At 31.7% G+C, this 14,683-nt stretch carries 6 protein-coding genes; all 6 read right to left on the bottom strand.

The genetic code is table 11. The features are described from left to right. Window positions 1-100: 100 nt before the first annotated feature. The 6 genes from AC3IPI_RS11900 to AC3IPI_RS11875 all read right to left on the bottom strand — a co-directional run bounded on the left by AC3IPI_RS11900 (window position 101) and on the right by AC3IPI_RS11875 (window position 12,705). The gene (locus AC3IPI_RS11900) at window positions 101-334 is read right to left on the bottom strand and encodes a hypothetical protein (RefSeq protein WP_489159140.1); all 234 of its coding nucleotides are present in this window, start codon (window positions 332-334) and stop codon (window positions 101-103) included. A gap of 2,651 nt (window positions 335-2,985) precedes the next feature. After that, window positions 2,986-3,519 carry a hypothetical protein gene (locus AC3IPI_RS11895; RefSeq protein ID WP_489159139.1) on the bottom strand — a complete coding sequence of 178 codons (534 nt, stop codon included), beginning with the start codon at window positions 3,517-3,519 and terminating at the stop codon, window positions 2,986-2,988. A 95-nt stretch (window positions 3,520-3,614) separates the two neighbouring features. Beyond that, the gene (locus AC3IPI_RS11890; protein ID WP_489159138.1) at window positions 3,615-3,824 is read right to left on the bottom strand and encodes a hypothetical protein; all 210 of its coding nucleotides are present in this window, start codon (window positions 3,822-3,824) and stop codon (window positions 3,615-3,617) included. A gap of 697 nt (window positions 3,825-4,521) precedes the next feature. Next, window positions 4,522-4,761, bottom strand: coding sequence for a hypothetical protein (locus tag AC3IPI_RS11885; RefSeq protein WP_489159137.1), 240 nt, complete (start codon window positions 4,759-4,761; stop codon window positions 4,522-4,524). A 1,841-nt stretch (window positions 4,762-6,602) separates the two neighbouring features. Further along, window positions 6,603-8,792 carry an autotransporter-associated beta strand repeat-containing protein gene (locus AC3IPI_RS11880; RefSeq protein WP_489159136.1) on the bottom strand — a complete coding sequence of 730 codons (2,190 nt, stop codon included), beginning with the start codon at window positions 8,790-8,792 and terminating at the stop codon, window positions 6,603-6,605. A gap of 115 nt (window positions 8,793-8,907) precedes the next feature. Next, complete coding sequence (locus tag AC3IPI_RS11875; protein ID WP_489159135.1) at window positions 8,908-12,705, bottom strand: beta strand repeat-containing protein; 3,798 nt, start codon at window positions 12,703-12,705, stop codon at window positions 8,908-8,910. Between the last annotated feature and the right edge of the window lie 1,978 nt (window positions 12,706-14,683).

Genomic DNA, 14,683 nt, shown 5'->3' with positions numbered 1-14,683 from the left:
AATTATCTCCAACAGTAATATTAGTATTAGTAGAATGCACAATACTGTTATCTAGATAACAAATTGCTTTTATCTCATAAGTTATATCCTATTGCAAATTTTAAAAAGAATAAGGACTTGAAGGACCTATTACAGAACCCCCTTTTATTAATTGAATGGTAGTATTTAAGGCAGAACTAAAAGTTGCCATAATACTTCCATTTCCTGCACAAGTATTTGGGATTGTAGCAATAGTAGTCTTTATTACGCTTCCAGCGGCGCCATATTGTGCATTAGCTTCAATACTTAAAAGCATCAGCCAAATTGTTAACAATTGAAAAAGTATTTTTTTCATCATATTATATTTTATTAAATTGTTGCACTATTTTCATATTATGATTTTCTAACAGAAACACACAGATTTGAATAGATTAGTCTTATGAAAGGGCACTTACTCCTTTAAAAATTTGAAGAGTTTAAATTTATTAATCAATGATATATATAGTACATGAATATCTCTAGAAGCGGTCATTTTTTTGTTTCATCCTAAAGCTTTGCTATTAACTTGGTCGGAACATAGCGCAATAAAAAGTAGATATATATAGTATTATCATACTCTATCGTCCTTGGATTCTTCTTTTTAAGTAAAGTGTTATTGCGGCCTACAAAGTCCGGACCTACTGAAATTCTTACACTTACAGTTTACAACTGGAAGTAACTACCATATTACAGAAACTGTTAACGCTCTTGAAATTAGTTATCTTGTGAAATTATTCAACTTTGTCATTGTTTTTAGTTTCGGGAAAACTTTGTTTTATTTTTTGGAGAACAGTATAGTAAAGAATACCCACATAGCAAATATTACTGAAATCATATCCTTAAGTAAATGATGGTAATTTTGATACACTGACTTAATTAAAATGTATATACTTATCTTAAAAATTAAACATTTTTTTTATGTCCACAATCATTCCCAAAAACATCTACATCCAAAAGAATCCGATTAAGAACTGTCAATATGCTTTAAACTCAATATTGATAACCACTTTAGATACCTTTTTTTAAAATTTTCATAAACATACACAGGCGAAACACATTTACGAATGCAAATTATCCCTTCATTTTCAATACGTATTGTACATTCTTGAACCCAATTCTTTCTTCGCGCATTAATAAAAAAGAAAATCAAGGCTCCAGAAAGTTTAAATCTCATATCCTCAATAAAAAAGGCGAGAGAATATTTAAACATAATTTTTATAAATTTTTAGATTGCCAATATTTTTTTTCAAAACCAATTTTTATATTCTAGTTACAATGTTTATTTGTCATAATTTTATCACTATACTTTAAGTTGAGAAATAATACTTCCTCATTTAAACAACAAATACAAAATAAATTACGAATAAATTTCAAGCCGCAAAGTACTTGCAACAAGTTCAATAAAACTTGAACAATAAGCCTAAAAAACATAATAAAATACCTAAATTTAAAATCTCAAAAGCATTCAACAATAAAAACATCAAAATGATTTATAGAGATAAAATGTAGATGTGCTAAATTAGCTTCAAGTCCTAATTAACAAAATTTTAAACTTGACTATCAAAGAAAACAATAAAACCTACAACAGCATCTCCCAAAGAAAGAGGTTCATTTCAAATTATAGAGAACAATATCATGAAAATAAAAAAGGGAATCACATCCATTTCATTGCTATTATGACTAGTTTTTTTAAAAGATTTTAATCCAAAAGGGATACCATAAAATTAATTTTCAAATTGAAAATCATGGACAGAAAGTAGACAGGAATTTGAATCTTACATCTTAATAAAACAAATATCTCAAATGATAATTCGATAATTTATCTCTTCAAGAAAGCTAATAAAAAAGTTTTCGATTAACTCATTTTCTAAGTCTCAGAAGTAATCAAATAACATTTATACAAACAGAATAATGCACATCATTTAAAGAAACACAAAAACTTATTTTATAACAAAAGAAGCAATAAGTCTTAATTTTTTGTTTTAATATCAAAATACCAAACCATATTAAGAAGCTTAAAAAAAATAAAATTTATTATTACATACATAAGAACACAAGAGTTAAAACAACTAGTACCCTCAATAGAAATTTTTTACTTTTTTTCTCCCAAAGTATATTTCTTCTTTGAGCCTCTAACTCCATCAAGATCTCTACATTTCTAAAATCTCTATTGTTTCTTTCTAACTTCATCATTTTTTTATTCATAAAAAGCTTAGTAGGAAATAATTATTAGCTGATTTTCAATAATAAGCAAGCATATTTCAAAGTATCCTACTTTTATTTTAGGTCTTTATTATTTTTCATAAAGAACAAATCCCTTAACACTCGTCAAAAAAAAAACATTTAGTTGATCAGTAATCAATGTTAAAATGTAAATAATACAGAAGTATCAAATTTTATAATTACATAACTCCTATACGATAAAAAAAGCATCTTACAAATAAGGGTGCTTATTAACTAAAAAGTATGCAAAATCTACTCAAGATTTTATGAAAGTACAATGCAAATATATCTTAGTCTATAACCAATTAAAGGTCCTAATAAGTCCAAAATGCATAATAAAAAAGTTTTTTTAATTATGTATTTTTAAATAAAATTAGCATATATACTTTTTGTACTATTATGCTTTATGCAATAAAAAAATAAGGACCTAAGAGAAAATTAAAAAAATTAACCAGGCATTATTTCCTGTTGTACTTCTCTTTGAAATAAACCAACCTCTGTAGAATTGCAGTAAGTAAACATAATCACTCTAAAAAAGATTACATCACTTATATCATCTTTACTGCAAACATTCAATCAATCATGTGAGCAAGGATTTTCAAATTAAGTATAAATAGAGTCTAGATCATTTCTTTCATATGCCATCACTTGTATGACAAAATACCTACATATAAATTCACAAAAACAATTCTTTAAAGTTCATCAAAAAATAAAAATACACTGTGATAAAAATCATTAAATTACTTAATATATATCTTCATCTTCTCCCCAGCGAGGAAAATTCTTTTTTAAAATGTAATCATAAATAAGAAGTTCTTCATACTTTCTCCAATATAAGATTTGCATTCTTCTAAACCCAAAATTACCAACTGCTTTTGATTTTAAATCCATTTCAGATGTCACGCACAATATATCTAGGGAACCTAAACCAGATTGTGTGAATTTTTTTTTTATTTGATTAAAATATTCTTTGTCATCAGCTTTTAATTGAGACTCATAATCTATAATTTTTAATTCTCTATCAATAATTTCATATATGCTATCAAACTTTTTTTTGTAATTTATCTCTAATAACTTGTTATCAATTTCGAAATCATTTGAATTAATAAAATAAAATAATGGAAAAACATCATTAGAAAATTTAATACCTTTAAAACCAAATTTCTTATTACACACCAAAGCTTCCTTTTTACTAATTTTTATTTCCTGACTCCTATTTTGTTTACAAGAAGCAAAACCAAATAATTCAACCATCATAATTAAATAAAGAATTTTCATAGTTTAATTTTCTTTTTTTAAAAGGTTATAAACTGTCTCTCTTTACGAGAAGAATAAGCATAAAATTACACTTCCTAGCTATCACAACACCTCTTTTAAATAAAAAACAATTCATCAAATCCATCATTATCCAAATCCCTCAATTCTGTCTTTTCAATTGGATCAATTTTGGCCTGTTCAACAAATCTATTTATTTCAAATCTTTTAGTAATGAATATTACAAATGAAATACCTTGCTCAACTGCTTGAATCTCATTAATCGTTTTGGTTTTCCCGTTTTGGTTTTGATTTCTTACTAGATTCATTATTTTTGTTAAGAGGTGTAAAATTACCCCTTGAAACTTATACATGAATATTTTTAATTATAAAAATCAATAAGCAAACACCTACAAACAAAGTGTCCCAGCAATAATGAGCTGAATTATATTTTTTTTTCAATTAAACTATATATTTAAAACATTGATGTATAAAAAAGCTTTTTTTGTAAAATAACAATGATAGTAGGTATATACATGAATGAATAAATTTTAAAAACATAACAATTAAACTTTTTTCGATCTCTATTTTTTTATACTTTTCAGGAGTATTTACAGAATCATTCGTAGTTTTAATGTTTCACCAAGAAATTTCACTGTAGGATATGCATTTATTGTTTTGAATGATATGTTCGTCATATGTCAATTCATTAAATATAATCTTACCTCAAATTCAACATCCAACTACTTTACCAATACTGGAAGACATACTACTAAAAACTAAAAAATCATCAGAAACATAGACGTTCTAAAATTGGTTGACAGTACTACAATAAAAATTTCACTAATGTGCTAGTTTATAATAAAATTATTCCAAAACCCGTATATTATTTAGATCTAAGTTATATTTAAAATTATCAATGCTTTTATCAGACAAATTTATTAACACATTGAATCATTGTTAATGTAAATAATTTCTTCAACGAAAATTATATTCTACATTTATGTTTAACAAATCTCAACAATATTATTTCCTTTCAATAGTGTAAGTTTCATCCATATACATATCCGCCTCCCCTGTCGCTAACCATCTATTATTTATTTTAAAATAATCCGATATTAGCACTAAATCCTTTTCACTTAACTTAGTATCTCTACGCAATGTTTTATTTATGACTGCTTCTGAAATATTAAGCTCAATCGACAATTCCTTAGAACTTAATGACTTAAAATTCATTATTCTTTTCAATCTTAAACCGATACCCATAATCTACTTAAATTACACATGAAAATTTGAGAAAAAAATCCATTTTTAGGCATGAATTGAAACAACATCCACTCCACACACATTATCATATACTATTTAGATTATTAACAATTAATCTAATTCTAATTCCTTTAAATTAACAAGACAGCAATTACTATATTACATTAATCTTACTTAATAGTTTATTACAAGAATTCTCCTAAATAATTATCAAAAGTTAAATAAAAATGAACTTTCAATTATTTTAGAAACAATAGCCATATTTTTACACATCAACCTACTTAAGCTGTTATTTTTTTTTAAACGCTGGAAACAATAAATACATACCAAACTAACCATACACTTTTTACTACAAGACACCTTCTCTTTTATAAATTTTAATCAAAACCCATTGAAAAATTAAATATCAACTATATAAAAAGTTTAAAAATGCTGTTTCCAATAAATATCATAACAAATAAAAGGCCAACATAAATAACAACCTTTTACCCCAAACATAATAAGATTAATAAAAAAGTATGTTCACGAAGAACATACTTTTGAAAAAATAAAAATTTCCCTCGCAATTGTTTTATAAGAACCTAATACAACTTTAAACACGCGAATCTTTAAACCAAAAACAATACAATAATAAAACCATAAAGAAATTTATCAGCGATTAATAAGCCAAATAAAAATAATGATATCACTATTCTTTAATACTAAATAACAATATCTTAATTTAAGAAATGTCGATTTAACTAAAAAAGTTAATATGTCTTAATCAAACAGTGAAGACATCTGGAGGGGAGATACTTTCTTTGTTACAAAAAATTAAGGGAATTTTGTAAAATACCGGTGAAGATCTTGAGTTAGACAACTTATAAGAACTTCAATCATGAAATAATTCAACACTTTATAAATTTGAATACATGCCTAAAAAAAGGAAAAGTGATCTCTGAAATTTAAAATTTGTGCGGTCAAAATCAATAATCAGTACGAAAGTGAATTCAGCCTAGCTCAGAAGCTAGACATCAGCAAAAACTGCCTACTACGTTAGAAAAAACTTTATAGGACAGAAAACTTAGCCTGCAGAAAAATCAGATTCAAACACAGGAAAGAAAGAATTACTAAGCTTAAGAAAAGAAATCAAGGAGATTCAGCTGGAACGAAATATTTAGAAAAAGTAGATGGCCCTCTTCTGCAGAAAGATCGATTCATTATCAAGATGTACAAAATTTCTCAAGTAAACAACAGCTATAATTACAAATGGCTGAAAGGGATTCCTAATAGCAGAGCCGAACGCAAAAAGAACTACAATATTTTCTTCCAAATATGCTGTAGCAGAGAATTTATTAAATCACGACTTTAAAGTAAACAATCAAAATCAGGTAACGGATTCCAGCATTACTTATATCCAGACCGAAAAAGATAAGGCATATCTTATATCTTACTGCAGTAATAGACCTATTTGACCGTAAAGTAATAGACTGGTCACTGAGCGAAACCATGAAAGCAATTGATACAACTATTGCAGCCTTTAAGCAGGTTCTTCACAACCATCCTTTCAGCAAACAAAAATTAATCTTTCATTTAAGACAAAAGAATCCAATATGTCAGTAAAGGCTTTGAATATCTATTAACACAAAACCATCATGTTTCTCAAAGTATAAGTAATTTGGGCAGAAATGTATTAAGCTGTCAAAACCTAATCTATATATAGCAAACTGAAATATAAAAATACAATCTGAACACTATCACCTTTAATAAACATTAGTTTTTTTACTCGAATCAAATAAAATTGTAAAAACATGTTACATAACATTTTATTATGTAACATGTTTTTTTACGGATATAAAATTTTAAGGTATTATTGTTCCGCCATTATTGATTATCGTATTCGGAAGCACAAAACCACCCTTATCAAGTGTACCACCAACATTTAAGATTATTATACTAGTACCAAAAGCTCCAACGTTTCCAGCCTTTAGCACTCCTTGATTAATTGTTGTATTACCAGAATAGCTATTATTACCGATAAACGTTTGTATACCAGAACCATTTTTTACTATATTCAACTTATTGACAGTTCCAACGCCGCTTTCCTGATCTCTAATAAGACCATTAAAGACATAAGTAGCAGTTACATTTAATGTAAGTGTCGCTGGATTATTAATATCAAATCCATTAAAATTCTGATTTTGAATGATACCACCGCCCTGGGTAGTCTCATTACCACAAACAATACCGGCCAATGTTTGATTAGTGCCCTGTAAATCGAATCTCATCCAATCTCCTGATGCATTTTTAAAATTCATTAAAACAGCGTCTCCAAACTGATTATCCCACTGATTTCTTGTTGTACCAATAGTAGCTCCTGTATTTTGGTCATCTCCGATTCTTAAATTAGCTAGTCCATTAGTATTATTCCCCATTTCAACAATGGTATTTGCAGGTATTGCAACTGCTCCACCAGTTTTCATTAAAAGAAGATTTGCATTAGAACCTTGACCATTAATTACTGTTTTACCTATAAAAGTATTAGAAGCAGTCCCTGTTAACTTAATATTGACAATCTCAGGAGTACCTCCATTGTATCCAGTAAACCTACTCATAGATAGATTTCCATTTCCGCTAATAACCCCATTTAATGTATGTGTACCAGCATTATATCCTCCAATAGCCGCATATTGTCCAGTACCGTCACCAAGAACTGTATTAGTTGGATTATTTAAAACAATATTTCCATTTAGCGTATTACTACCTTCCAAACGAATAGCCCCTATTACTATATCATCAGATAAACTAGTATGCCAACCAGCTTTATCCTCAATAGTAATAATATTTCCAAAAGTTCCACCGTTGAATAAAATGGTCCCCCTATCTTGAATCTTGATGGCACTAGTGCCTAAATTACTTGGGTTAGCATTGTTCCGCAACATGGCTCTGTTGATTATTAGATTTCCTGAATATGCAGTATTATTTCCTGTTAATTGATACCATGATGTTTGTAGAGCATCAGAAGCGTTTTGCCCTTTAAGTATTAAAGTTCCCATTCCTGAAATAATATTGGCTATACTATAAACAGTAGTCGAATTGTTATTGTCCCATTGCATAGTACCCTGTGAGTTAATAATCACATTAGATCCAGGTCTTATAGATGGTTTATCTGTTGGATCTCCCATAAAGATCCATAATTTAGATAATCCATCAAAACGATACCAAATATCCTGGACTCCTCCAATAGCAAGTTGAGCAGTTACATTCGTTCTTTCAATACCCATAAATATAGAAGCTGATGAAGTTTTACTAAAATAAATAACATCACCATCATTAGCAGTTACCGCCGGTAAATAAACTGGAGTATAAAAACTGCCGTCAAAAATAAAAACCCCATTAAATCCAACAGGTAAAACCAAAGGATTTCTCTTAGCAGCTGTTATTAAACTAGCATCAACAGTTTTCATATTGTCACCATAAGCGCCTACTGACAATATACCTTCGTTTACAGTAGTAGTACCAGTATACGTATTAGTTCCCAATAAAAATGCTTTACCAGCATTCTCTTTATTTAATGCAGTAGCCCCCGTAATAGGTATAAAAATATAAGGACTCAATCCACTAGAAACATCTAAACGGAGAGCCATACCACAAGGAGCGCTGGTAATTCCTCCTCCTCCTTGCAACACAAAATTACCGTTACCCGGTTTAAAATAAAGAGATTGAGCACTCATTGTCCCTGATATTGAAACATTTCCAGCTATTCCTGTGCCCGTATCTCCTCCAAAAATAGCATTTCTACAGGGAATCCATCTTACATTATTTTTAATATTAGGAGACCAATTAGCTGCAGTAAGATTCCAATTTCCATTACCATTGTCAATCTGTTGATTAAACCATTTGTTATCCCATACTAAATCATTTAAGGGCTCTAATTGCTTTAGAGGTGATTTGTTGAGCTGCCAAAACTGTGAAACTGGAGCCTGAGCCAAAACCTCTTGAACTACAATAAAGAATAGAAGGAATATTATTTTTTTTAATTTCAGTTTCATTTATTTTATTTTATGTTAAAACAAGTTTGCATATTCAGCACATTGTACAAAACTTATATTTGACATTATTAATAAATCATTTCCAAAAAAACTACAAGTTGCTTTTAAAGAAAAACTAATTATAATTATTTCCTACAGTCCACCAGAATGTTGTTCCGTCATATAGAAATGTCAAAATATCAACCGCCCCACTTGTATTTGTAATAATAGGAACGCCATTAACTCCATAAATTACTTTATTAGTAGCAGTTCCTGCGCCAAATGCAAGCGTACTACTAACCCCCGTTGTCAAAATGATAGTACCATACATTCCAGCTTTAGCATTACTAAGGTTAAGAGTATTAGCTCCGCTAGCTAATCTCCATTTAGCTACAGATCCTAAACTTAAGTCCCAATTTATGGTATTTCCTGTAAAGGCAGGTTGTATTGGCGTTGTATAATTGGTTGCATTTATTGTTCCGTCGACTCCTAGAGTAGGAATGGTAGCTCCTGTATTGGTTGGAGCAGTAAAGGTTGGGTTAGTCGTTGCTACTCCCACCTGTGTTGTACCTATAGTTGCAGATGTCAACACCGTCATTCTTGGAATGTTATTAGTTACAAAAGGTAAATTGTAATTTGATATAGTACCTAAATTTCGTTGAACTGCAACCGAATTACCTCCCAGCAACCATGTAGTCGAAGTTGGTGTATAGGGAACGTAAGCACTCCCCGTCCATTTCCATGATGAATTATCACTGGTCGAATAATAAACAACGTCAAGGTTATTAATATCATTGGGAATAAAACTTGTTCCTATAGTATTGGGATCATTATTACTACTAGTAAAATCAACAATATTCTCTCCTACTTTTCTTAAAACGACATCACCTGAAGCATCCACGGTTAAAAATTTATCTGATCCTAATGTTGGTACTATAGCATTATTCAAATTAGTAAAACGTAGTCCAGAATTACCAAGAGTACCTTGTGCAATTTCTAATTTGTTATTAGGAATAGAATTTCCAATACCTACATTACCCATTTGATAAATATTATCGGAATTCAAAGTAGCTTTATTTGTACTACCGCTTATTTGCCAAGGCTCTAGAGCTATATTACTATTTGGTACACTTTTAAGTATACCTGTAGTAGCATCAGCCACTAAAATATTATCAGTAACAGAGCCAGTTTGCAACCCTGAAACTGCTAATGTATTAGTAGCATCAGTTAATATTGTTGTTGGTTTAATAAGCGTTCCTCCTAATTGCACATTACCATTAGTTGGGGCTAAACCATTATTAGCACTTATCAATACAGATACCCCTGGTGTCGTTGCAACTCCATTTACTGTAGATACTAAACTACCGTTTGTCACAGTAAGAGTATTTGTTGTATTTTCAGAAATTACATATGGTGATACTGTTGTACCTGCTCCTGTAACATTTATAACACCTATACCTTGTGATATACCTCCCTGACCTTGAATACCCTGATCTCCTTGGTCTCCTTTTGCTCCGTCAGCCCCGGCGATACCTTGAATACCCTGATCTCCTTGGTCCCCTTTTGCTCCGTCAGCCCCGGCGATACCTTGAATACCCTGATCTCCTTGGTCCCCTTTTGCTCCGTCAGCTCCAGCGATACCTTGAATACCCTGATCTCCTTGGTCTCCTTTTGCTCCGTCAGCTCCAGCGATACCTTGAATACCCTGATCTCCTTGGTCCCCTTTTACTCCGTCAGCTCCAGCGATACCTTGAATACCCTGATCTCCTTGGTCCCCTTTTGCTCCGTCAGCCCCGGCGATACCTTGAATACCCTGATCTCCTTGGTCCCCTTTTGCTCCGTCAGCTCCAGCGATACCTTGAATACCCTGATCTCCTTGGTCTCCTTTTGCTCCGTCAGCTCCAGCGATACCTTGAATACCCTGATCTCCTTGGTCCCCTTTTGCTCCGTCAGCTCCAGCGATACCTTGAATACCCTGATCTCCTTGGTCTCCTTTTGCTCCGTCAGCTCCAGCGATACCTTGAATACCCTGATCTCCTTGGTCTCCTTTTGCTCCGTCAGCCCCGGCGATACCTTGAATACCCTGATCTCCTTGGTCCCCTTTTGCTCCGTCAGCCCCGGCGATACCTTGAATACCCTGATCTCCTTGGTCCCCTTTTGCTCCGTCAGCTCCAGCGATACCTTGAATACCCTGATCTCCTTGGTCTCCTTTTGCTCCGTCAGCTCCAGCGATACCTTGAATACCCTGATCTCCTTGGTCCCCTTTTACTCCGTCAGCTCCAGCGATACCTTGAATACCCTGATCTCCTTGGTCCCCTTTTGCTCCGTCAGCCCCGGCGATACCTTGAATACCCTGATCTCCTTGGTCCCCTTTTGCTCCGTCAGCCCCGGCGATACCTTGAATACCCTGATCTCCTTGGTCTCCTTTTGCTCCGTCAGCTCCAGCGATACCTTGAATACCCTGATCTCCTTGGTCTCCTTTTGCTCCGTCAGCTCCAGCGATACCTTGAATACCCTGATCTCCTTGGTCCCCTTTTGCTCCGTCAGCTCCGGCGATACCTTGAATACCCTGATCTCCTTGGTCTCCTTTTGCTCCGTCAGCTCCAGCGATACCTTGAATACCCTGATCTCCTTGGTCTCCTTTTGCTCCGTCAGCTCCAGCGATACCTTGAATACCCTGATCTCCTTGGTCCCCTTTTGCTCCGTCAGCTCCAGCGATACCTTGAATACCCTGATCTCCTTGGTCCCCTTTTGCTCCGTCAGCTCCAGCGATACCTTGAATACCCTGATCTCCTTGGTCTCCTTTTGCTCCGTCAGCTCCGGCGATACCTTGAATACCCTGATCTCCTTGGTCTCCTTTTGCTCCGTCAGCTCCGGCGATACCTTGAATACCCTGATCTCCTTGGTCTCCTTTTGCTCCGTCAGCTCCAGCGATACCTTGAATACCCTGATCTCCTTGGTCCCCTTTTGCTCCGTCAGCTCCAGCGATACCTTGAATACCCTGATCTCCTTGGTCTCCTTTTGCTCCGTCAACTCCAGCGATACCTTGAATACCCTGATCTCCTTGGTCCCCTTTTACTCCGTCAGCTCCAGCGATACCTTGAATACCCTGATCTCCTTGGTCCCCTTTTGCTCCGTCAGCCCCGGCGATACCTTGAATACCCTGATCTCCTTGGTCTCCTTTTGCTCCGTCAGCTCCAGCGATACCTTGAATACCCTGATCTCCTTTATCCCCTTTTGCTCCGTCAGCTCCAGCGATACCTTGAATACCCTGATCTCCTTTATCCCCTTTTGCTCCGTCAGCTCCAGCGATACCTTGAGGACCTACTGTACCTTTAGCATCAATATTAGTTATGATCCCTTTCTCATTAACATATGTATATAAACCATTTCCCATATCAACCAAATTAGTAATAGTTTCATTATCCTTTACCAAATCTTTGACATTTATAACCTGAGGAATTCCTGTTTCTCCGTTATAGCTTAAAGTACTAGCTGCTGCATCATAGACCAAATTAGTCTTTGTTTCTTTAGCAGGTATATCAATAACCGTAACTAAACCATTTTCGCCTACATAAGTATATGTTCCATTACCATTATCAATCATTTTAGCTGTTCCATTGTTGCCCGAACCAACTTCCTGATCTGTGATAATTCGACACCAACGATCTTTTCTCCAAAAATAATATCCAGGTTGCAGGTCTCCTTTTGTACTAATATTATAAACTAGTAAACTTTCTACATTACCATTAGAAATAGTATTAGCATCAGTTACACTTGTAAGCGAAACACGAGGTAATAAAACTCCTTTATCTTGGGAAACAATTTCCAACTGAGAAGAAGTGCTGGGCATCTTTGTACCAATTCCAACTTGTCCATAAGAAAAACTACAAAAAAGTAAAAAAAGATAAAAAACGAGTACTTTTTTTTCCATGATTATTATATTTAGTATTAAACAAATATTCGATATACAAACAAAAAATTAAAAAACATTATTGTAATTAAATTGGTTTATTAAGTTCTTAAATAATAAAATTAGCTTCCATCTTATTTCTGAAGTAGTGAAACAAGAGTTATTTTTATCATTTCTGTTTTCATCCATGATAGCTGTAATTTAACTTTTAAATTAAAGAAGTTGATTAAAAAAAGCTTTCAAGTTAAAACTTTTTATGTTTCCTTTTTGAAAATTAATTACATCATTGGTCTATTTTGACCCACTGTTAAAAAAGCGATTAACAACAATCAGGCATTCCTAAAGTTTTTCGTAAATGTTAGAAGCAAATAAAAATCTAAAAGAAAACATCTCTTCTAACGGTTCTCTAATCGTACTTAAAATATTTCACATTCAAACATTGTTGAGTACTAAAATTAAAGATTTAAAGATATGACGTAAGTCAAACACAAAATAAATAGCATAGAATTTACTAATAAATGATTCTCCACTTTCTTTTCAATTCACACATTAGTCAAGTTTCTAATAATCAACATGACAGCAATCCTAAAGTCTAATCAATTGGATTTTAATTATAATTTCTATTATTATAACTAACTCCACTATATTTAAAAAGGAATAACCTCTTTAAATAAAAAACAAAAAAATATTTCGGCATACCTTCAAAAAAATAGATTTGTACACAAAATTTTTATTTCAATTGTTGCTATAAAATTTAATTTACATTTAGGCTATAACTTAAGTATACTACAAATTTATGCTGTATTTCATTATTCTAAAGACACAAATAAGCCATATAAACAGAAGAGTATGCTTTTATTTTAATCTCTTTAACTATTTGTAACAAATTCCTACGTAAATTATCATGAATCAGTAAAAAATGTTAACTAATTTAAATTCATGATCCGGAAATCATTTTATTTATGTCAAGTGCAATTAAAACTTTTTTATATCAAAGTACATCAAGGAGTTTTTATTCAGTCCAATAATTTTTACACAAAACCATTACACAATTTCCCATAAACCGTCAAATAAGTCATTAATATATTTAAACCTTCTCTAAGTTTTCCAATTGATCAAACTACTTTTAGTCCAAAACTAGATGAGTAAATAAGAAAAATCTATTGTTTTTTATCTCATAAACTTCAATAAGTTTTTATTTGACTATTGATAAAAAAAGCACCTTACAAATAAGGTGCTTAAAAAAATGTCGAAAATCTGTCCTAAGATTTTAAATAAGAATACAATGCAAATTTATACAAGATTGCATGATTTAAAGATCACAATAAGTCCAAAATACATAATAAAAAAGTTTTTTTACAAAATATCATTATAGAATAATATCCAATATTATTTTACTCTATTATATTTTCTACTAAAAAAATAAGGCAATACCTCTAGAAAATCAAAAATAAAATCTTTCGATAAGTTAAATCATACTCAAAATTCCGCTATTGCAAAAAAAAACACAAAAATCAAGGTGTCTAAGATTTAACAAGGAGAAATCTAAAGCAAAACCTAAATCTATGAACTTCAAAAGAACTAAATAGAAAACTGATGAACCTCAGACCAAAGAAGAATAGCTTTTACTAGAGATACAATCATTACAACATGAAAAAAATACTCTATTAAAAAAAATTAATCCCTTATTTTAAGTCATAATTAAGTTTAAGCAATCAATATTATTTAGCAAATACGTTAAAGCATAGAAATATAGCATGAAGTAGTTATTATTACTATTATAAAAAATGGCAGACTGATAAATATTGAGATATTAAATCATTGATTGAACAGATTTTTCATAGATATAAAGCCAGATTTGTCGAAAGAAAATTTCAATTCAGAAAACTTCAGAATTGGATAAAACTTCCGTCCCAAATAAGAAAGTATATCCCTACTTGAAGTCGAAAATTAACTATTCCATTTTACATATGCAATAAAACGATACTAATAAAAAATT

Source organism: Flavobacterium sp. GL_143, from assembly GCF_057834355.1.
The sequence above is the reverse complement of the archived record's forward strand: the minus strand, read 5'-3'. Positions and strand labels throughout refer to the sequence as shown.